The organism is Streptomyces spinosus, assembly GCF_020400655.1.
Classification (GTDB): Bacteria; Actinomycetota; Actinomycetes; order Streptomycetales; family Streptomycetaceae; genus Streptomyces; species Streptomyces argyrophylli.
In genome coordinates this window covers 640,458-659,835 of record NZ_JAINRC010000001.1, presented here as the reverse complement: position 1 = coordinate 659,835, position 19,378 = coordinate 640,458, and the positions used below count along the sequence as shown (strand labels likewise).

Annotated in this window: 18 protein-coding genes; 12 read left to right on the top strand and 6 right to left on the bottom strand. The window is 72.4% G+C overall.

Annotation, left to right across the window (positions count from 1 at the left end; all coding sequences use genetic code 11):
- Positions 1-19: 19 nt before the first annotated feature.
- Both LG395_RS02755 and LG395_RS02750 read right to left on the bottom strand, forming a co-directional pair.
- Complete coding sequence (locus tag LG395_RS02755; protein WP_225808297.1) at positions 20-832, bottom strand: PaaX family transcriptional regulator; 813 nt, start codon at positions 830-832, stop codon at positions 20-22.
- Between the two features lie 15 nt (positions 833-847).
- The gene (locus LG395_RS02750; RefSeq protein WP_225808296.1) at positions 848-2,440 is read right to left on the bottom strand and encodes an AMP-binding protein; all 1,593 of its coding nucleotides are present in this window, start codon (positions 2,438-2,440) and stop codon (positions 848-850) included.
- Positions 2,441-2,647: 207 nt separating this feature from the next.
- Here LG395_RS02750 and LG395_RS02745 point away from each other — a divergent pair, with 207 nt between their 5' ends.
- The 3 genes from LG395_RS02745 to LG395_RS41415 all read left to right on the top strand — a co-directional run bounded on the left by LG395_RS02745 (position 2,648) and on the right by LG395_RS41415 (position 4,979).
- The gene (locus LG395_RS02745; protein ID WP_225808295.1) at positions 2,648-3,778 is read left to right on the top strand and encodes an acyl-CoA dehydrogenase family protein; all 1,131 of its coding nucleotides are present in this window, start codon (positions 2,648-2,650) and stop codon (positions 3,776-3,778) included.
- The gene (locus LG395_RS02740) at positions 3,775-4,173 is read left to right on the top strand and encodes a RidA family protein (protein ID WP_225808294.1); all 399 of its coding nucleotides are present in this window, start codon (positions 3,775-3,777) and stop codon (positions 4,171-4,173) included. The genes LG395_RS02745 and LG395_RS02740 overlap by 4 nt, the downstream gene beginning before the upstream one ends.
- 146 nt (positions 4,174-4,319) lie before the next feature.
- Positions 4,320-4,979: a DUF6299 family protein gene (locus LG395_RS41415; RefSeq protein ID WP_308071204.1), complete on the top strand. Its 660-nt coding sequence runs from the start codon at positions 4,320-4,322 to the stop codon at positions 4,977-4,979.
- Positions 4,980-5,006: 27 nt separating this feature from the next.
- Here the strand turns inward: LG395_RS41415 and LG395_RS02730 are convergent, their stop codons facing one another.
- Entirely contained in the window at positions 5,007-5,831 is an 825-nt protein-coding gene (locus LG395_RS02730; protein ID WP_171151936.1) for a GntR family transcriptional regulator, read from the bottom strand.
- 302 nt (positions 5,832-6,133) lie between these two features.
- Between LG395_RS02730 and LG395_RS02725 the strand changes: the two genes are divergently transcribed.
- The 9 genes from LG395_RS02725 to LG395_RS02685 all read left to right on the top strand — a co-directional run bounded on the left by LG395_RS02725 (position 6,134) and on the right by LG395_RS02685 (position 16,164).
- Entirely contained in the window at positions 6,134-7,414 is a 1,281-nt protein-coding gene (locus LG395_RS02725) for an extracellular solute-binding protein (RefSeq protein ID WP_171151933.1), read from the top strand.
- A 78-nt stretch (positions 7,415-7,492) separates the two neighbouring features.
- Positions 7,493-8,491 carry a carbohydrate ABC transporter permease gene (locus LG395_RS02720; RefSeq protein WP_225808293.1) on the top strand — a complete coding sequence of 333 codons (999 nt, stop codon included), beginning with the start codon at positions 7,493-7,495 and terminating at the stop codon, positions 8,489-8,491.
- Complete coding sequence (locus tag LG395_RS02715; protein ID WP_171151929.1) at positions 8,488-9,318, top strand: carbohydrate ABC transporter permease; 831 nt, start codon at positions 8,488-8,490, stop codon at positions 9,316-9,318. The genes LG395_RS02720 and LG395_RS02715 overlap by 4 nt, the downstream gene beginning before the upstream one ends.
- Before the next feature lie 8 nt (positions 9,319-9,326).
- Positions 9,327-10,838 (top strand): glycoside hydrolase family 3 protein, encoded by a 1,512-nt coding sequence (locus LG395_RS02710; protein WP_225808292.1) that lies wholly within the window; start codon positions 9,327-9,329, stop codon positions 10,836-10,838.
- A 102-nt stretch (positions 10,839-10,940) separates the two neighbouring features.
- Positions 10,941-11,972, top strand: a complete 1,032-nt coding sequence (locus LG395_RS02705; RefSeq protein WP_225808291.1) for a phytanoyl-CoA dioxygenase family protein — start codon at positions 10,941-10,943, stop codon at positions 11,970-11,972.
- A complete protein-coding gene (locus LG395_RS02700; protein ID WP_225808290.1) occupies positions 11,969-13,258 on the top strand; it encodes a DUF6271 family protein in 1,290 nt (429 codons plus the stop codon). Before LG395_RS02705 ends, LG395_RS02700 begins: the two co-directional genes overlap by 4 nt.
- A gap of 32 nt (positions 13,259-13,290) precedes the next feature.
- Positions 13,291-14,481 carry a type III PLP-dependent enzyme gene (locus tag LG395_RS02695; RefSeq protein WP_225808458.1) on the top strand — a complete coding sequence of 397 codons (1,191 nt, stop codon included), beginning with the start codon at positions 13,291-13,293 and terminating at the stop codon, positions 14,479-14,481.
- A gap of 1 nt (position 14,482) precedes the next feature.
- Positions 14,483-14,986: a GNAT family N-acetyltransferase gene (locus tag LG395_RS02690; protein ID WP_225808289.1), complete on the top strand. Its 504-nt coding sequence runs from the start codon at positions 14,483-14,485 to the stop codon at positions 14,984-14,986.
- Positions 14,986-16,164: an MFS transporter gene (locus tag LG395_RS02685; RefSeq protein ID WP_225808288.1), complete on the top strand. Its 1,179-nt coding sequence runs from the start codon at positions 14,986-14,988 to the stop codon at positions 16,162-16,164. Before LG395_RS02690 ends, LG395_RS02685 begins: the two co-directional genes overlap by 1 nt.
- Before the next feature lie 52 nt (positions 16,165-16,216).
- Here the strand turns inward: LG395_RS02685 and sbnA are convergent, their stop codons facing one another.
- Genes sbnA through LG395_RS02670 form a run of 3 tightly spaced genes read right to left on the bottom strand, consistent with a single transcriptional unit; the run spans position 16,217 to position 19,349 of the window.
- Positions 16,217-17,239 carry a 2,3-diaminopropionate biosynthesis protein SbnA gene (sbnA, locus tag LG395_RS02680; protein WP_225808287.1) on the bottom strand — a complete coding sequence of 341 codons (1,023 nt, stop codon included), beginning with the start codon at positions 17,237-17,239 and terminating at the stop codon, positions 16,217-16,219.
- A gap of 38 nt (positions 17,240-17,277) precedes the next feature.
- Positions 17,278-18,348 (bottom strand): 2,3-diaminopropionate biosynthesis protein SbnB, encoded by a 1,071-nt coding sequence (gene sbnB / locus LG395_RS02675; RefSeq protein ID WP_225808286.1) that lies wholly within the window; start codon positions 18,346-18,348, stop codon positions 17,278-17,280.
- Positions 18,345-19,349 (bottom strand): TauD/TfdA family dioxygenase, encoded by a 1,005-nt coding sequence (locus LG395_RS02670; protein ID WP_225808285.1) that lies wholly within the window; start codon positions 19,347-19,349, stop codon positions 18,345-18,347. Before LG395_RS02670 ends, sbnB begins: the two co-directional genes overlap by 4 nt.
- Positions 19,350-19,378: the final 29 nt, after the last annotated feature.

Sequence of the window (19,378 nt, the reverse complement as noted above, 5' to 3'; positions counted from 1 at the left end):
GCCCGTGGCGCGCCGGGTGTCAGAGCCCCGCGAACTCCGCTCCCGCGTCGCGGAGCCGTTCGTGGAGGCGGTGGAAGACCTGGGCCGAGCGGACGCCCGGCCAGTTCGCCGGGAGGAGGCGGGTGGGCAGGCCCGGGTCGGTGTAGGGGAGGTGGCGCCAGGAGTCCAGGGCGAGGAGGTAGTCGTGGTACGCCTCCTGGGGCGGGGTGCCCGGCCGGCGCTCCCAGGCCTGCAGCACGGGCTCGTGCGCGTCCAGGAACCGCTCGTGCTCCTTGGCGATCGCGGCCAGGTCCCACCAGCGGCCCACCGCCTCGGCCGTGGCGGCGAAGCCCAGGTGCTCACCGCGGAAGAAGTCCACGTACGCGTCCAGGCGCAGCCGCCGCAGGGTGTGTTCCGCCTCCTCGTACAGCCGGGCCGGCGCGATCCACACCCCCGGCGCGGCGGTGCCGAAGCCCAGTCCGGCCAGCCGGGACCGCAGCACGTGGCGTTTCTGCCGCTCCGACTCCGGGACCGAGAACACCGCGAGCACCCAGCCCTCGTCCGCGACGGGCGCCCCGGCGTAGATGCGCCGGTCGCCGTCCTCCAGCAGCTGCCGCGCCTCGGGCGAGAGTTCGTAGGCCGCCGCGCCGGACTCCGTGCGGGCAGGCGACAGCAGACCACGCCGTTTGAGCCGGGACACCGAGGAACGCACGGACGGCGCGTCCACGCCGACCGCGGCCAGGAGCCGGATCAGCTCGGCGACGGGCACCGGGCCGGGCATGAAGCGGCCGTACGCGCCGTAGAGCGTGACGATGAGGGACCTGGGGGCGTGCTGCTCGGACACGTTGATCATTTTAGGTCGTCGGCATCACTGCGGGTCACCTCCGGTGCGCAGCCGGAACCGCTGCAACTTGCCGGTGGCCGTGCGGGGCAGCGCGTCGAGGAAGACGAACTCGCGCGGGCACTTGTAGGGCGCCAGCTCGGAGGTGAGGAACGCGCGCAGCGCCGCCGGATCGCGCGGGGCTCCGGCGCGCAGCACCGTGTAGGCGATCGCCACCTGGCCGCGGGCCTCGTCGGGCCGGCCGACGACCGCCGTCTCGGTCACGTCCGGATGGCGCAGCAGCGCCTCCTCCACCTCCGGGCCCGCGATGTTGTACCCGGCGGAGATGATCATGTCGTCGGCGCGGGACACGTAGCGGAAGTAGCCGTCGCCCTCGCGGACGTAGGTGTCGCCGGTGACGTTCCAGCCGTCCCGGACGTAGTCCCGCTGCCGGGGGTCGGCCAGGTAGCGGCAGCCGACCGGGCCGCGCACGGCCAGCAGGCCGGGCTCGCCGTCCGGCACGGGCCGGCCGTCGGCGTCCTGGACGCGCGCCTGCCAGCCCGGCACCGGCAGGCCCGTGGTGCCGGGCCGGATCAGCTCGTCGGCGGCGGATACGAAGATGTGCAGCAGTTCCGTGGCGCCGATGCCGTTGATGACGCGCAGGCCCGTGCGCTCGTGCCAGGCCCGCCAGGTGGCCGTCGGCAGGTTCTCGCCGGCCGACACACAGCGCCGCAGGGACGAGACGTCGTACCTGTCCAATTCGTCCAGCATGGTGCGGTAGGCGGTCGGCGCGGTGAACAGGACCGAGACGCGGTGCTCGGCTATCGCGGGGAGCAGTTGGCGCGGGCCCGCCTGTTCGAGGAGCAGGGCGCTGGCGCCGGCCCGCAGCGGGAAGACCACCAGTCCGCCGAGACCGAAGGTGAAACCCAGCGGGGGACTGCCGGTGAAGACGTCGTCCCCGTGGGGGCGCACCACGTGCCGGGAGAAGGTGTCGGCTATCGCCAGCACGTCCCGGTGGAAGTGCATGCACCCTTTCGGGCGACCTGTCGTGCCGGAGGTGAACGCGATCAGGGCGACGTCGTCACTGGCGGTGTCGACCGCACGGTAGGGGCCGTCGGGGGCCGGCCGGCGCAGGAGGTCGTCGGGGGTGTCACCGCCGTAGGTCGTGATCCGCAGCCCGGGTATCGCGGCCTTCGCCAGGTCGTCGACCACCCGGATGTCGCACAGCGCGTGCCCGACCCGGGCGATGTCGCACAGGGTCGCCAGCTCGTACGGGCGCTGCTGGGCCAGCACGGTGACCGCGACCCCGCCCGCCTTCAGCACCGCCAGCCAGCAGGCGGCGAGCCAGGGCGTGGTCGGGCCGCGCAGCAGCACCCGGTTGCCCGGGACCACGCCCAGGGTGCCGGTGAGGACGTGCGCGATCCGGTCGACCCGCGCGCGCAGCTCCCCGTAGGTCCAGGTGGGGCCGTCCGGGGTGTGGAAGACCGGCCGGGCCGGGTCGGCGTGGTCCAGGAGCTCGGCGGCGCAGTTGAGCCGGTCGGGGTACCGCAGCTCCGGCAGGTCGAACCGCAGCTCGGGCCACTCGTGCGGCGGGGGCAGATGGTCGCGCGCGAAGGTGTCGACGTGGGCCGAGCGATGCATGGCGGTCCGCCCCCTTGCCGTGACAGAGGTCCGGGACATCCGGGACGGAAGCCCGAACGGGCTTCCTGGTGGGCTCGCGCTTCCCCGGAGTGGGGACCCTCAGCGTATCGTGCCGGTGACGACAGTCAACTGTGCGCGATAACGTCGGGAGAGGGGCAGGGAAGGGCGTGGGACGGCCACGGGCCCGCCCCGGAGGGAGGACCGGCTGTGTCCGCATTCTCACTCGGACCGGAGCAGACCGCCTGGTGTGCCGAGCTGCGCGAACTGGCCGCCGAGCGGCTGCGCCCGCTCGCCGACCGGGGCGAACCCGGCCGCGTCAACCGGCCGCTCCTCGCCGAACTCGGCCGGCTCGGCCTGCTCGCGCGGCTCTTCCGCTCCGGTGCCCTGGACCTGTGCCTGATGCGGGAGTCCCTGGCCCAGGCGTGCACCGAGGCCGAGACCGCCCTCGCCCTCCAGGGGCTCGGCGCGCACCCGGTGCACGCCCACGGCACCCCGGCCCAGCGGGAGCGCTGGCTGCCCCGGGTCGCCGACGGCAGCGCGGTCGCCGCCTTCGCGCTCAGCGAGCCCGGCGCCGGCTCGGACGCGGCGGCACTCGCCCTCGCGGCCGAGCCCGACGGCGACGGCTGGCGGCTCACCGGCGCCAAGTGCTGGATCTCCAACGCCCCCGAGGCCGACTTCTACACCGTCTTCGCCCGCACCACACCCGGCGCCGGCGCCCGCGGGGTGACCGCCTTCCTCGTCCCCGCCGACCGGCCCGGCCTCACCGGCGAGCCGCTGGAGATGATCTCGCCGCACCCCATCGGCGCCCTGGACTTCGACGCCGTGCCGGTCACCGCCGCCGATCTGCTCGGCGAGCCCGACCGCGGCTTCGCCGTCGCCATGGGCACCCTCAACCTCTTCCGCCCCAGCGTCGGCGCCTTCGCGGTCGGCATGGCCCAGGCCGCGCTGGACGTCACCGTGGCCCACACCAGCCGGCGCGAGGCCTTCCACGGCAGACTGATGGACCTCCAGGCCGTGTCCCACCAGGTCGCCGAGATGGCCCTGCGCACCGAGGCGGCCCGGCTCATGGTGTACGCGGCGGCGGCGGCCCACGACGCCGGAGCCGGCGACGTGCCCCGGCGGGCGGCGATGGCCAAGCTGCTCGCCACCGAGACCGCGCAGTACGTCGTCGACACCGCCGTCCAGCTGCACGGTGCCCGCGCCCTGCGCCGTGGCCACCTCCTCGAACACCTCTACCGGGAGGTGCGCGCCCCCCGCATCTACGAGGGCGCCAGCGAGGTCCAGCGCGGCATCATCGCCAAGGAGCTGTACACCACGGCACAGAAGGAGGCACGGTGACGACCGAGCGTGTCAACCCGCCCGAGCTGTCCCCGCCCACGGGCTTCTCGCACGCCGTCGTCGCGGCCGGCTCCCGCGTGGTGTTCCTCGCCGGGCAGACCGCGCTGGACGCCGACGGCACGATCACCGGCGACTCGCTGCCCGAGCAGTTCGCCACGGCCCTCGGCAACCTCCTCACCGCCCTGCGCGCGGCCGGCGGCACCCCCGCCGACCTCGCCCGGGTCACCGTCTACGCCACGGACGTCGCCGCGTACCGCGTCCACGCGCGGCGACTCGGCCGGATCTGGCGGGAGTCGGCGGGCCGCGACTATCCGGCGATGGCCGTCGTGGAGGTCGTACGCCTGTGGGACGAGCGGGCGCTGGTGGAGCTGGACGGGTTCGCCGTCCTGCCGTAGCGGGGCAGGGGCGATCGCCACCCGCCTGCCGCGGCCGGACCGGACGGTGCCGTGACGCGCCACCGAAGGAGTGACGGTCACGCCCGCCGACCCGACCTCCGGGTACCAGTGGAAGCCCTCGACCCCCTGGAACCCGGAGGTATCCCATGCCGCTACGTCCCGTCGTCGCCACGGCCCTCGGCGCCACCGTCCTGCTGTGCGGCGCCGTCGGCCAGGCCGCCGCCGATCCCTCCGAACTGATCACCGTCGACCCCGTCGGCCGGATCGCGTCCGACGGCACGGTGACGCTCTCCGGCACCTACCGCTGCACCGGCGGCACCGGACCGGTGCTCGTCAGCTCCTCGGTCAGCCAGGGCGACCCCGGCCTCCAGCACGGCATCGGCGGCAGCGTCGCCCGGTGCGACGGCGCCGAGCACCAGTGGGAGCACTCCGGCAGGACCTCGCCGGAGGCGCTGAAGGCGGGGGCGGCGCGGGTGGAGGCCACCCTGACGGAGCTGCGTCCCTCCGGCATCATCGTGCTGCCCTCCTTCCACGCGGTGTCGCGCCAGGACATCCAGCTCGCTCGGCCGGACGCTTCCCCGGCCTCCACGAAGGCACCGGGCAAGCCGGCGAAGGCACCGGCCAAGTCGTCCGCGAAGGCACCGGCCAAGCCGTCCGCGAAGGCGCCGGGCAAGCCCCAGGCGAAGGCGTCGGCCAAGCCGCAGGTGAAGGCGCCGGGCAAGCCGCAGGCCAAGGTGCCGGCCAAGCCGTCCGCGAAGGCACCGGGCAAGCCGCGGGCGAAGGCGTCGGCCGTGCCCGTTCGCTGATACGCGACCGCCTCCGCGCCCTTCGCCTCAGGGGCGACCGGCCGCGTCCGGGTCCGGGTCCGGCGCAGCCGCCCTGCGCCGGACCACCGGGGTGCCCGGCCGGCGCAGGGCGGCCACGAACTTGTAGCGGGAACCCCGGTACACCGAGCGCACCCACTCCACCGGGGTCCCCGCCGCGTCCCGCGAGTGCCGGGACAGCAGCAGCATCGGCAACCCCACGTCGGTGCCGAGCAACTGCGCCTCGCGCGGGGTCGACAGCGAGGTCTCGATGGTCTCGTCGGCCTCGGCGAGATGGACGCCGTACACCTCGGCGAGCGCCGTGTAGAGCGAGGGGTACGTCGCGAGGGACCGGCGCAGGCCGGGGAAGCGGCGTACGGACAGATGGGTCGTCTCGATCGCCATCGGGTCGCCGCTGGCCAGCCGCAGCCGCTCGATGCGCAGCACCTTCCCGCCGATCCCGATGCCCAGCAGACCCGCCAGCTTCTCGTCCGCCGGGACCTCCCCGATGTCGAGCACCTGCGAGGCGGGTGTGAGCCCCTGGGCCCTCATGTCCTCGGTGTGCGAGGTGAGTTGCAGCGTGCGGTACAGCTTGGGCTGGGCGACGAAGGTGCCCTTGCCCTGGATCCGGTCGAGCCGGCCCTCGCCCACGAGTTCCTGGAGCGCCTGCCGGACGGTGGTCCGGGAGGTGTCGAACCGGACGGCGAGCAGACGTTCCGCCGGCATGGCCGAACCGGGCTGCAACGCCTCGGCCATGGAGAGCAGTTGCTGCTTGATCCGGTAGTACTTCGGCACGCGCGCGGTGCGGCCGGACGCCCCCCTGTACGGCTGGGCGCTGCTGACGTCGGTGGTCATGCCTGCCTTCCCGGCTGTGTCGACGGTCTCCCGTTATAGCGACCAACTGCCCTATGGTCTAGTCCAACTGAACAGTCCGGGCGAAAGGGTCGGAATGCGGACGGACGCGCTCCGGTGACTTTCTCGTAACGGCCCGGACCGGCTTTCCGAACCACCCTTGACACTCCAAAAGGTCTAGGCCAAGCTCCACCGTACTGGTCTACACCATTAGTGGCCAGGTCCCGAGCCCTACGTGCAACAGCGTCGTACGCAGGTCACCGCCGAGGGCGTGGGGGGTTAGTGGCATCCCTGAGGAGGGTGGCGTGAAGCGCAAGCTTGCGGCCGCGATCGTGATCGCGGGCATGATGGTCTCCGTGTCGGCGTGCGGCGGGGACGACGGCGACGACAGCGGCAAGAACGCGGGACCGGACGGCTTCAAGGGGCAGACCCTGACGGTCTGGGCGATGGACGGCTCCACGCCGGACCAGTGGGTCAAGGACGTCACGGCCGCGTTCGAGAAGAAGACCGGCGCCAAGCTGAAGTTCGAGACGCAGAAGTGGGACGGGATCCAGCAGAAGATCACCACCGCCCTCTCCGAGTCCAACCCGCCGGACGTGCTGGAGGTCGGCAACACCCAGACCCCGGCCTACGCGGCCACCGGCGGCCTCGCCGACCTGAGCGACCTGAAGAAGGAGATCGGCGCCGACTGGACGCCGTCGGTCTCGCAGTCCTCCGTCTACGACGGCAAGCAGTACGGTGCCCCCTGGTACTTCGCCAACCGCGTCGTCGTCTACAACAAGAAGATCTGGGCGAAGGCCGGCCTGAAGGACACCCCCAAGACCCGGGACGAGTTCTTCAAGGACCTGGAGACCATCGGCAAGAAGACGGACGCCGAGCCGATCTACCTGCCCGGCCAGAACTGGTACTTCTTCGACGGCCTGACCATCGGCCAGGGTGCCGACCTGGTGAAGAAGGACGGCGACAAGTACGTCTCCAACCTCGGCGACCCGAAGGTCTCCAAGGCCATGGAGATCTACAAGAAGTACGCCTCCTACTCCAAGGCCCCCAAGGACAAGGACGAGGCCACCCCGCAGCAGGCCGAGGTCTTCGCCAAGGGCAAGACCGGCGCCTTCATCGGCATGGGCTGGGAGGCCGGCACCGCCGTCAAGGCCAACAAGGCCATCGAGAAGGACCTCGGCTACTTCACCATCCCCGGACAGACCGCGGACAAGCCCGAGGGCGTCTTCCTCGGCGGATCCAACCTCGCCGTCGCCCAGGGCAGCAAGAAGCAGGCCCTGGCCAAGGAGTTCCTGAAGATCGCCCTGTCCGACCAGTACGAGGGCGAACTGGCCAAGCTCAACGGCGTCATCCCGAACAAGCAGGCCCTGGAGTCCAACCTCAAGGGCAACGCCGTCGCCGAGGCCGCCGCCCCCGGTGCCGCCGTCGGCGGCACCACCCCGCTGATCCCCGAGTGGGGCGCGGTGGAGAACAACCCGAACCCGATCAAGTCGTACATGACGGCCGTGCTCAACGGCAAGTCCCCCGCGGACGCCGCCAAGCAGGTCGAGGGCGAGATCAACAAGCGCCTGGCCCAGCAGAACTGATGACCGCGCCGGGGGTGCCACGCTCGCGCCCCCGGCTCACCAGTGTCGTCCGTACGGCCACGGAAGAGATGGCAACTCATGTCAGTGCAGACCGAAGGCACGGACACGGCCGGGGAGCCCGCTGTCCGCAAGGCCCGGGTGCCGGCCCCGCCGCGCGGTGACAGCCGCACCACCGGCGCCCCGTCCCGGCGCGCAGCCGCCGCCCCCTACCTGCTCCTGCTGCCCGCGCTGCTGGCCACCGCGGTGCTGCTCGGCTGGCCCCTGGTCAAGAACGGCCTGCTGTCGTTCCAGAACCTCAACCCGCGCCAGCTCATCCAGCACCTCACCGAGTGGAACGGCGTCGACAACTACCAGGAGGTGCTCAGCGGCGGGGACTTCTGGCGCGTCGTCGAGCGCTCCGTCGTCTTCACCGCCGTCAACGTCGTACTGATCATGGTGTTCGGCACCCTGATCGGCCTGCTGCTGGCCCGCCTCGGCGCCCGGATGCGCCTGCTGCTGATGATCGGGCTCGTCCTCGCCTGGGCCATGCCGGTCATCGCGGCCACCACCGTCTACCAGTGGCTGTTCGCCCAGCGTTTCGGCGTCGTCAACTGGGCGCTGGACAAGCTCGGCTGGCACTCCATGGCCGACCACAACTGGCTCCAGACCCAGTTCTCCACCTTCGCCGTGATCATCCTGCTCCTCGTCTGGCAGTCCATACCCTTCGTGGCGATCAACCTCTACGCCGCGACCACCACCATCCCCCGCGAGCTGTACGAGGCGGCCTCCCTGGACGGCGCCGGAGCCTGGAAGGGCTTCACCTCGGTGACCCTGCCCTTCCTGCGGCCCTTCCTGTACGCCACGACCTTCCTCGAAGTCATCTGGATCTTCAAGGCGTTCCCGCAGATCTTCGCCATGAACGAGGGCGGCCCCGACCACCTCACCGAGACCCTGCCGATCTACGCCTACGTCGAGGGCGTCGGCAACCAGCACTTCGGCGTCGGCGCCGCCATCTCCTTCCTGACCATCCTGGTCCTGCTCGTCATCACCTCGTACTACCTGCGCATGGTGCTCAAGCAAGAGGAGGACGAGCTGTGAAGCGCTCGCTCTTCGGCCGCTTCTGGCCCAACGCGACCGCCGTCGTCCTCTTCGTCGGCTTCGTGTTCCCCGTGTACTGGATGTTCGCCACGGCCTTCAAGCCGACCGGCGACATCATCTCCGAGACCCCGGTGTGGTTCCCGACCGACGCCACCCTCGAGCACTTCAAGAAGGCCGTCGACGCCGACCACTTCTGGACCCTGGTCGTCAACTCCGTCACCGTCACGGTTCTGTCGGTCGTCTTCTCGCTCGTCATCGCCCTGTTCGCCGCCTTCGCCCTCGCCCGGCTGCGGTTCAAGGGCCGGCGCGGCCTCATCGTGACGTTCATGCTGGCGCAGATGGCCCCCTGGGAGGTCATGATCATCGCCATCTACCTGATCGTCCGCGACAACGACATGCTCAACAGCCTCGTCCCGCTCACCGTCTTTTACACGATGATGGTGCTGCCGCTGACCCTCCTGACGCTGCGCGGCTACGTCGCCGCCGTGCCCAAGGAGCTGGAGGAGTCGGCGATGGTCGACGGCTGCACCCGCACCCAGGCCTTCGTCAAGGTGATCTTCCCGCTGCTCGCGCCCGGCCTGATGGCGACCTCGCTGTTCGGCTTCGTCACCGCCTGGAACGAGTTCCCGCTCGTCCTGATCCTCAACAAGGACATCGAGAAGCAGACCCTGCCGCTGTGGCTGTCCCAGTTCCAGACCGCCTTCGGCGACGACTGGGGCGCCACCATGGCCGCCTCGTCCCTGTTCGCGCTGCCCATCCTGATCCTCTTCATCTTCCTGCAACGCAAGGCTGTCAGCGGTCTGACCGACGGCGCCGTGAAGGGATGACGCCCCCGATGACCACCATCGCCACCGCCGCGTCCGGCAACGGCTCAGCCGCCGGCGACGCCCTGACCCGGGACGCCCTCGCGGTGCTGCAACCGGGGTTCGACGGCACCACCGCGCCGGAGTGGGTGCGCCGCCGCATCGGCGAGGGCCTCGCCTCCGTCGCCCTGTTCGGCCGCAACGTCGTCAGCGAGGAACAAGTGACCGCCCTCACCGGGCAGTTGCGCGCCGAACGCGACGACCTGCTGGTCGCCATCGACGAGGAGAGCGGCGACGTCACCCGCCTCGACGTGCGCACCGGCTCCTCCTTCCCCGGCAACCACGCCCTCGGCGCCGTCGACGACCCCGGTCTCACCCGCGCCGTCTCCCGCGAGCTGGGCCGGCGCCTGGCCGCCTGCGGCGTCACCTTCGACTGGGCGCCCTCCGCCGACGTCAACGCCAACCCCGACAACCCCGTCATCGGTGTCCGCTCCTTCGGCGCGAGCCCCGATCTGGTGGCCCGGCACACGGCCGCCTGGGTCGAGGGCCTGCAGTCCACCGGCGTCGCCGCCTGCACCAAGCACTTCCCCGGCCACGGCGACACCAACGTCGACTCCCACCACGCCGTACCCCGCATCGACGTCGACGCCGACACCCTGTACGCCCGCGAACTGCCCCCGTTCCGCGCGGCCATCGCCGCCGGCACCCGGGCGATCATGAGCGCGCACATCCTCGTGCCGGCGCTCGACCCGGACCGCCCCGGCACCCTGTCCCGCCGCGTCCTCACCGAGCTGTTGCGCGGCGAACTCGGCTACCAGGGCCTGATCGTCACCGACGGCATGGAGATGCGCGCCATCTCCGGCACCTACGGCCTCGAACACGGTGTGGTCCTCGCCATCGCGGCCGGCGCCGACGCCATCTGCGTGGGCGGCGGGCTGTGCGACGAGGGCACCGTGCTGGGGCTCCGGGACGCCCTCGTGGCCGCCGTACGCTCCGGTGAACTCCCCGAGGAGCGGCTCGCCGACGCGGCGGCCCGGGTCCGTGACCTGGCCGCCTGGACCGTCGTCGCCCGCGGCGACGCGGCGAAGACCCCGGCCGACCCCGAGATCGGCCTGGTCGCGGCCCGCCGCGCGCTGACCGTGACCCGCGCCGGCGCCGCCGCACCGGTCACCGGACCGGTCTACGTCGCCCAGTTCAACCCCACGCCGAACATCGCCGTCGGCGACCGGACCCCCTGGGGCGTCGCCGACGAACTTCAGCGGCGGCTGCCCGGCAGCGCCTCCGGCTCCTTCACCGGCGAGGGCGCCGGTGCCGCCGTCCTCGCCGCGGCCGAGGGCCGCCGGATCGTCGCCGTGGTCCGCGACGAGCACCGGCACGACTGGATGCGCTCCGCCCTCGACACCCTGCTCGCCGCCCGGCCCGACACGGTCGTGGTCGAGATGGGCCTGCCCCAGGCGGCGCCCCGCGGCGCCCTGCACATCGCCACCTACGGCGCCGCCCGGGTCTGCGGTGTGGCGGCGGCCGAAGCGGTCGTCGCGGGCTGACCCACGCGCTCACCGGCCGCCCGCCGCAGCGGGCGGCCCGCTCGCTCTTGCTCTTTTCCCGGATCTCCACCGCACTTCGTGTTCCAGTTCCAGAGGAATCGCATGCAGACGCCCCACCCCTTCCTCCACCGCGCGGCGACCGGCCGCCCCTACTTCAGCGCCGACGGCGAGACCTACCTCGCCCCGACCCCCCTGCGCGACCTGCGCAAGACCCAGCCGCTGCGCGTGCTGTCCGAGGAGGACTTCGCCTTCTGGCAGACGTACGGCTACGTCGTCGTACGGGAGGCCATCACGCCCGGCGAGGCCAAGCAACTCCTCGACTTCGCCTGGGAGTTCCAGGGGCTCGACCCGGGCCGCCCCGACACCTGGTACGAGGAGCCGGAGTTCCGTTCCGAACTCGACCGGCACCTCTACATCTACGGCTTCGTCGAGGCCTACCACCACCAGCTCCTGTGGGACAGCCGGCAGAACCAGCGCGTCCACGACGCCTTCGCCGACATCTGGGACAGCCCGGAGCTGTGGGTCACCCTGGACCGTCTCAACCTCAACCCGCCCAACATACGCACCCGTTCGCGCTCCCTCATCGAAGCCACCGACGAGGGCTTCGACATCGAGCTGCACTGGGACGTCGACACCACCCTCGCCGTCCTCCCGCAGCGCGTGCAGGGCATCATCGCGCTCACCGACACCCGCCCCGAACTCGGCGGCTTCCAGTGCGCGCCGGAACTCTTCCGCCGCTTCGAGGAGTGGCGCGTCGCCCAGCCGCCCGGCCGCGACCCAATCCGCCCCAACACCGACCGCGCCGAGTTCCCGGTGGTCCGCCCCGACCTCCAGGCCGGCGACCTGCTGATCTTCAACGGGCTGCTCGCCCACGGAGTGGCGCCCAACCTCTCCGACAACGCTGTCCGAGCCGTCCAGTACCTGTCGATGATGCCCGCCCTGGAGGAGCACACCACCCTGCGGGACTCCCGCGTGCACTCCTGGCGCACCCTCGCCACCCCCGACTGGAACGCCACCCTGCTCGGTGACGCCCGCCGGCCCGAAGCCCTCCGCTACGGCCCCGCCGAACTGAACGGCCTGGGGCGCAAGCTGCTCGGCCTCGACTCCTGGGCCGCCGCGGAAGGTGCCCGGTGAACCGCGTCTGCCTCGCCCTGCCCACCAACCGGGCCTGCTCCGCGACCATCACCGCCCTGCACGCCGAAGCCGTCCACGCCGCCCGGCACTTCGGCGCCGACGTCCAGCTGCTGATCCTGGACTCCGCCGACGACCGCACCCGCGGCGAGCACACGCGCACGGTCGCCGCCCTGCCCCCGCACCAGGGCGTGACCGTCCACCACTACGACGAGGAGGCCCAGCGGGACTTCCTGCGCCAGGCCATCCGGAAGGCGGGCCTGCCCGGACCGGACCGCCTGCTGCGCCTCATGCTCCCGCCCGCCGTCTCCTACGGCGCCTGCACCAACCGCGCCTTCCTGCTGGCCGCCGCCCTCGGCTGCGACTCGGTGCACCGCCGCGACTCCGACAGCACCTACCAACACCACGCCGGCCGGCCGGTGTTCCCCGTCCACCACGAGCTGCCCTGGCTCGGCCGCCCCGCCGCCGAGGCCGCGGCCGCCGTCACCCGCGCCGACCTCGACCCGGCACTGGCCCACCGCCCGGTCTCGCTGGCCGGAGCCTCCTTCATCGGCGAACTCTCCGTGGACATCGCGGAGATACGGCGCCTGGACGAGGCGGTCTACCACGACGTGGTCGGCCTCTGGGCGCCCGGAGACTGGCCGGAGGAGCGCAGACGCGCGCTGGTCGAGGAGTCGTTCACCGGCGCGGGCACCGCTGCCTTCACCGGGGACCACTCCACCCTCACCCTGGTGGACCCGATGCGCGTCGACATGTGCAACGTCGCCTTCGACCGCGCGGTGTACGAGCGCGTCCCCCTCCCGCCCGCCACCGACACCATCGGCAGCGACTACTTCCTCCTCCACCTCGTCCACGACGCGGGCCTGCCCGGCATCCTGCACAACCGCCACATCGAGAACTTCCACACCCCCGAACGCCGCACGGACACCGGCTTCCCGGCCTACCAGCGCCGCTTCGTGAAGTTCCTGCTGTCGATGCTGTACTTCCACGACGTGTACGAGCGGATGGCGGCCGAGGGCGCGGGCCTGCTGGACGAGCGGCAGCGGGTCCGCCCCGACCGTGTCGTGACCTTCCTGCGCGAGAGCACGGCCGTGGACCGGGCCGAGAACATCTGGCGTCTGGACCGGGTGGACACGGCGTACCGCAAACTGGGCGGCCGGTACGCGGCCTTCGCGGACCGGCTCGGGGCGGAACGCGAAGGGTTACTCGACCAGGCCGCACGGGACATCGAAGACTTCGCTCACTTGACCGAATGCTGGCCGGCACTGATCAAGGCGGCCCGCACATGAGCGCCCCGCGGGGGCGCGGGACCCCGTCCGAGATGCGACTGCCGCCGGGCGGGCGCGTCCGGCCACGACGGACCCGCACCAGCACCCCGGACCGCCTCCTCTACGACCTCAGCGGCATAGAGCGCCAATACGACACCTTGCTGCGCGAACTGCCCGGGACCCGCGTCCGCTTCGCCCTCAAGGCCTGCCCGGTCGACGAGGTCCTGCACAGCCTGGCCGCCCGCGGAGCGGGGTTCGACGCGGCCGGCCCCGCCGAGATCGAGCAGGCCCTGCGCGCCGGCGCGCACCCGGACCGCGTCCACTACGGCAACACCATCAAGTCCGACCAGGACATCGCCGAGGCCCACCGCCTGGGTGTCCGCACGTTCGCCACCGACAGCGTCGAGGACGTCACCGCCATAGCCGCGCACGCGCCCGGCGCCCGCGTGTTCTGCCGCCTCGCCACCAGCGGGGACGGCGCCCTGTGGGGCCTGAACCGCAAGTTCGGCTGCGCTGCGGACGACGCCGTCCGCGTCCTGGACACGGCCCGCGCAGCCGGCCTCGTCCCGGCCGGCCTGTCCGTGCACGTCGGCTCCCAGCAGATGACCGGCGAGGCCTGGCAGCAGGCCCTGGACACACTCGCCGGGACCCTGTCGGCACTGGCCGGACGGGGGATCGTACCCGACCATGTGAACCTCGGCGGCGGGCTGCCGGCGCTCGGCTACCTCGACCGGCGCGGCAACCCCCTCGACCCGCCGCTGGACAAGATCTTCACCGTGCTCCGCGAGGGCATGGAACGCCTGACCGCCCTGGCCGCCGCCCCGCTCCGCTTCGTGCTGGAACCGGGGCGCCACCTGGTCGCCGATCACGGCGTGGTCCGCGCCCACGTGGTCCGGCTGACCGAACGCACGCAGCCGGACGGCGGGCTTGCCCGCTGGCTGTACCTGAGCGTCGGCAAGTACAACGGCCTGTACGAGATGGACCAGGTCACCCACCCGCTGGTCTTCCCCGGGCGGGAGACGCAGGAGCACGTTCCCGCCATCGTCGCCGGACCCACCTGCGACAGCGACGACGCCTACGGTGCCGGCCGGTACCCGGTGCCCGTGCCCCGGTCCGTGCGCTCCGGCGACCCGGTCTGGATCCTCTCCGCCGGCGCCTACGCCAGCAGCTACATGACCCAGGGGTTCAACGGCATCCGCCCGCTGCGGGCCGAGTGCACCCGCGGCCAGGAAGGACACCACTGAGATGACAGGCCTCGTACGGGGCATCACCGAGGCCGACTGGCCGCAGGTCGCCGCCCTGGAGGCCGGAGCCTACGCGGACACCTCGCTCACGGAGGGCGAGGCCGTCCTGCGGTCCCGGGCCCCGGCGGGCACCAGCTTCGTCCTGGAGCTCGACGGGCGGATCGCGGGCTACGTCCTCGCCCTGCCGTACCCGCGGTTCCACTGCCCCGATCCGGCCCGCCCGGAGCGGGGCGCCCACCACACCACCAACCTCCACCTGCACGACCTGGCCGTCAGCGCGCCCGTGCGGCGCCGGGGCCTGGGCACCCGGCTGGTCCGGCACCTCACCGACGCGGCCCGCGCCCAGGGTTTCGCCACCATCTCGCTGGTCGCCGTCGCCGGCAGGGAGTCCTTCTGGCGGGCCAACGGCTACCGCCCCCACCACGAGGCGCGGGTGCCGGCCGGCTACGGCGGCGGCGCGGTGTACATGTCGGCCCAGGTCGCCGCAGTGCGGAAGGCGGGCTGATGAGCACACCCACCGCCCCCTCCTTCCGGCGCGCCAAGTGGTCGATCGCCGCGCTGTTCTGCTTCCTCGGCTTCCAGTACGGCACCTGGGTGTCCCGGCTGCCCGCGCTGAAGACCCGGCTGGACCTGGGCGCCGGCGAGGTGGGGCTGCTGCTGATGGCCTGCGGGGCCGGAGCGGCCGCCTCCTTCCCGCTGGTCGCCGTCCTGATGCGGCGGCTCGGCTCCCGCCTGCTGTCCCTGGCCTCCGCCGTGGCCCTGATCGCAGTCCTGGCCGCCCTGTCCGCCGTACCGGACTACCCGCTCGCGCTGCTGGCCGTGTGCGCCGACGGCGTCGCGGTCGGCTGCCTCAACGTGGCCATGAACGCGCAGGGCGCCGCGCTGGAGAGCGCCCACGGGCGTACGGCCATGTCCCAGCTGCACGCCACCTTCAGCGGCGGGCTGCTCGCCGCCGCCCTGCTCACCTCCGGCGTGACCACCCTGACCGCGTCCGTCGCGGCGCACTTCGCCGTGGCCGGCGCGCTGCTGCTGCTCCTGCTCGGCGGCGCCCGGCCGGGCCTGCTGACCCACCGGGAGCCCGGACCCGCGGCCCCGGACGGGCCGAAGCGCCGCGGCCGCCGCGCCCTGCCCTCCGCCACGACCCTCCTCCTGGGCTGCGCGATGGCCTTCGGCACGATCACCGAGGGCGCGATGAACGACTGGTCGACGCTCTACATGAAGGACGTCGTGAAGGCGCCGGCGGCCGTCGCCCCGCTCGGCATCGCGGTCGTCTCCGTGATGATGCTGCTGGCCCGCGCGTGGGCCGACCGCTGGCGCACCCGCTGGGGCGACGGACGTGTGGTGCGGGCCGGCAGCGCGGTGGCCGCCGTGGGCCTCGCCCTCGCGCTGCTCGCCGGGGGAGTGGTGCCCACGCTGCTCGGCTTCGCCTGCGTCGGCCTCGGCGCGGCGGCTGTCACCCCGTGCGTGTACGTGGCGGCGGCCGGCCACGGCGCGGACGCGCTGGCGCTGGTCGCCGCCATGGGCACCACGGGCCTGCTGGCCGGGCCCGCCCTGATCGGCTTCGTCGCCGGCGCGGCGAACCTGACCGTGGGCATGGCCATGGTGGCGGTCTCCGCCCTGATCGTCACGGCGACCGCCTTCCGCATCCCGTGGCGGGCCCGCACGCCGGAGCCGGTCGGCTGACGCCTGATCGTTCAGGCGTCACCCGACCGGCTCCCGCCGGACCGTCCCTCCGCTACGCTCTGCGGCGGCGTCCCGGCGCCCGGGACGCGGAGTCCCCCTCCCAGGCGCTGTGCACCCGGGCGGAGTCCAGCAGGTGCTCGCCGTAGAGGTCCCGCAGCCAGTTGCCCTGGTAGATGGTGTCGAGGTAGCGCTCCCCGAGGTCGGGGGCTATCGCCACCGCCGTGAGGTCACGGGTGCCGTGCCGGGCCAGCCAGTCCGTCGCGGCGCTCACCACGGTGCCCGTGGAACCGCCGAACAGGAAGCCGCGCCTGGCCAGGCGGTGGCAGGTGCGGATGGTGTCCGCCTCCTCCACCCGGACCACCTCGTCCACGTAACTCTCGTCGAGCAGCGGCGGGCGCATGCTCATGCCCAGGCCGGGGATCATCCGGCGGCCGGGGGTGCCGCCGAAGGCCACCGAGCCCACGCTGTCCACGGCGACGATCCGCACCGGCCGGTGCCACTTGCGGAAGTAGCGGGCGCAGCCCATCAGCGTCCCGGCGGTGCCCGTCCCGACGAACAGCACGTCCAGACGCGGGAAGTGGACGGCGATCTCCGGTGCCGTCGTGCGGAAGTGCGCCCGCCAGTTGCCCGGGTTGGTGTACTGGCTGAGCCACACGTAGCGGTCGTCGGACGCGCACAGCGAGCGGACGTACTCCAGCCGCGTGCCCAGGAAGCCGCCGCCCGCGTCCAGGTCGGTCACGACGTGCACGTGACTGCCGAGGGCCTCCATCAGCAGTTTCGTCGACAGGTTGCACCGGGGGTCCGTCACGCACAGGAACCGGTAGCCCTTGCTGGCGGCGATCATGCTGAGGGCGACGCCCAGGTTTCCGGACGAGGACTCCACGAGGATGGAATCCGGCGTCAGGGATCCTTCCCGCTCGGCGCTCTCCACCATCTCCTTCGCGGCCTTCAACTTGATGGAGCCGGCGAAGTTGAAGCCCTCGCACTTGAGGTAGAGGCGGTGTCCGAAAATCGACTCTAGGTCGACGAAGAGACTTCCTTCGTTGAAGGCGTGGGGAGCGGAGATGACGGGCACGGCAGGCCTCCTGGTCCCAGGGCTGAGGGCAACGGCCCTCAGCCGTACCGGCGCAGATCGTGGAAGAAGTCGTCGATGAGGCGGAGTTCTCCCGCCCTGGCCACTTGCTCGTAGACGTACTTGCCGACGGCCAGGTCGAGCACGCCCAGGCCGAAGGGCGAGAAGATCACCGTCTGGTCGCCGGGCGGGGCGGCCCGTCCTTGCAGCACGTCGTAGAGGGTCCCGTTGAGGAAGTCGCGGTTCCCGGTGCGCTGTTCGACCAGGTGCGGGGAGGTGTCGGCCTTCAGGCAGTGCTCCACGTCGTCGACGAAGTTGGCCGAGGCGAGCAGGACCTCGGGCGCGAGGTCGCGCAGTGACACGTGCAGCACCAGGGGGTTGTGGGCGAACCAGCCGGGGGCCGTGACGTGGGGCCGGCCGGCGACGGTGGCGAAGACCACCAGGTCGCTGGAGCGGACCAGGTCCTCGGCGCTGTCGTGGACGGTGACCTGGCCGGTGGCACCCGTCTGGCGCAGGTAGCCGCAGAAGCCGGCGGTGCTGTCGGGGGACACGTCGTGCACGCCGACGGCGTCGAAGGTCCAGCCGGAGCCGGCCAGGAACGTGTGGATGTACCGGGCGATCAGACCGGTGCCGAAGAAGCCGACGCGGCGGGGGCGGCTCCGGGTGCGGCTGAGCCAGTCGGCCGCCAGCGCCGCGGAGGCCGCGGTCCGGGTGGCGCTGATGACGGAACTCTCCAGGCACGCGAACGGGTAGCCGGTGTCGTGGTCGTTGAGGATCAGCACCGCGGAGGCCCGGGGCAGCCCGGTGCGCACGTTGTCGGGGAAGCTGGAGATCCACTTCAGGCCGTCCACCCGCGCGGAGCCGCCAATGGAGGCGGGCAGCGCGATGATCCGCGCCGTCGGGCGGTCGGGGAAGCGCAGGAAGTACGAGGGCGGGTTGACCGAGTCCCCGGCGCCGTGCAGCCGGTAGGTGGCCTCCACCAGGTCCACCAGCTCCTGCTCGCGCCCGCCGAGGGCCTCTTCCACCTGCTTGCCGGAGATCACCGCGAAGGAGGGCACCCGCCCCCCGTGAGGCGTGTCCGGTTCGGTGGCGGTCGACAGCATGTCGGTCATCGCTGGCTCGCCTCCCCCGTCGGGCCGGAGTCGGCCAGGCGTCGCGGCTCGGCCATGCCCACCAGCACCTGCCGGTCGCCCGTGAACGCCTCCCTGCTGTGCGCCGAGCCGATGTTGTCCACGAGCATCAGGTCACCGGCCTGCCAGGGTTCGCGCCGGGTGTGTTCCTCGTACGTGGCGTTCAGGAGCTGGACGACGTCCTCGCCGATCGGGCTGCCGTCGCCGTACCGGGTGTTGAACGGCAGGCTGTCGGCGCCGTACTCCTCCACCAGGTACTCGCGCACCTCCGGGGCCAGCGTCCACTCGTTGAGGAACGCGATCTGGTTGAACCAGCACCGCCTGCCGGTGACCGGGTGCCGTACGACCGCGCGGCGGCGCTGCTCGGTGCGCAGGGACCCGTCCGGCTGCCAGTGGAAGTCGATGGCGTTGGCCTGGCAGTAGCGTTCGATCGCGGCACGGTCGTCGGTGCCGAAGGACTCCGCCAGGGACGCCCCGATCTCCTCGTTGTAGCTGCGGGTCAGCAGCCAGCCCTCCCGCTCGAACCGCTCGGTCAGCTCGGCGGGCAGGGCCTGAAGGACCCGCTCGGCGTCGGCGACGCCGGTCGCCCCGCCCTGTCCGGGCGCGGTCAGGCACGCGAACAGCAGCAGGCCGGGCACCTCCAGCGGGTAACTCAGCTCGTGGTGCATGCACATCGGCTGGTTGGCCGGCCACGGCGTGGAGGAGTACAGGCCGTGGCCGTGGTCCTGCCGGGGGGCGAAGGCCTCCCGCTCCGGCATGAGCGTCCCGGCCAGCCGTGCGAAGACGGCACCGACCTGGTCCGCGTCCCGCAGACCGAGCCCGCGCACGAGCAGCGCCCCGTGCTCGGTGACCTGTGCCCGCAGCGCCTCGCGGTGTTCGGCCGCCCAGCTCGCGGCGTCGGCGGGCCGGTCCACGCGCAGCAACGGTGGCCGGTCCGGCCGCAGCTCCACGTCGAGCGGTGCTGCCAGGGATGAGGACGGCATCTTCGGTTTCCTTTCGGTCGCCCGTCGTG

Excerpts from the sequence above, each read along its gene's own strand:
- LG395_RS02755 (WP_225808297.1), bottom strand. The coding sequence starts at position 832 with ATGATCAACGTGTCCGAGCAGCACGCCCCCAGGTCCCTCATCGTCACG.
- LG395_RS02750 (WP_225808296.1), bottom strand. The coding sequence starts at position 2,440 with ATGCATCGCTCGGCCCACGTCGACACCTTCGCGCGCGACCATCTGCCC.
- LG395_RS41415 (WP_308071204.1), top strand. The coding sequence starts at position 4,320 with ATGCCGCTACGTCCCGTCGTCGCCACGGCCCTCGGCGCCACCGTCCTG.
- LG395_RS02730 (WP_171151936.1), bottom strand. The coding sequence starts at position 5,831 with ATGACCACCGACGTCAGCAGCGCCCAGCCGTACAGGGGGGCGTCCGGC.
- LG395_RS02720 (WP_225808293.1), top strand. The coding sequence starts at position 7,493 with ATGTCAGTGCAGACCGAAGGCACGGACACGGCCGGGGAGCCCGCTGTC.
- LG395_RS02710 (WP_225808292.1), top strand. The coding sequence starts at position 9,327 with ATGACCACCATCGCCACCGCCGCGTCCGGCAACGGCTCAGCCGCCGGC.
- LG395_RS02705 (WP_225808291.1), top strand. The coding sequence starts at position 10,941 with ATGCAGACGCCCCACCCCTTCCTCCACCGCGCGGCGACCGGCCGCCCC.
- LG395_RS02695 (WP_225808458.1), top strand. The coding sequence starts at position 13,291 with ATGCGACTGCCGCCGGGCGGGCGCGTCCGGCCACGACGGACCCGCACC.
- LG395_RS02690 (WP_225808289.1), top strand. The coding sequence starts at position 14,483 with ATGACAGGCCTCGTACGGGGCATCACCGAGGCCGACTGGCCGCAGGTC.
- LG395_RS02685 (WP_225808288.1), top strand. The coding sequence starts at position 14,986 with ATGAGCACACCCACCGCCCCCTCCTTCCGGCGCGCCAAGTGGTCGATC.
- sbnB (WP_225808286.1), bottom strand. The coding sequence starts at position 18,348 with ATGACCGACATGCTGTCGACCGCCACCGAACCGGACACGCCTCACGGG.
- LG395_RS02670 (WP_225808285.1), bottom strand. The coding sequence starts at position 19,349 with ATGCCGTCCTCATCCCTGGCAGCACCGCTCGACGTGGAGCTGCGGCCG.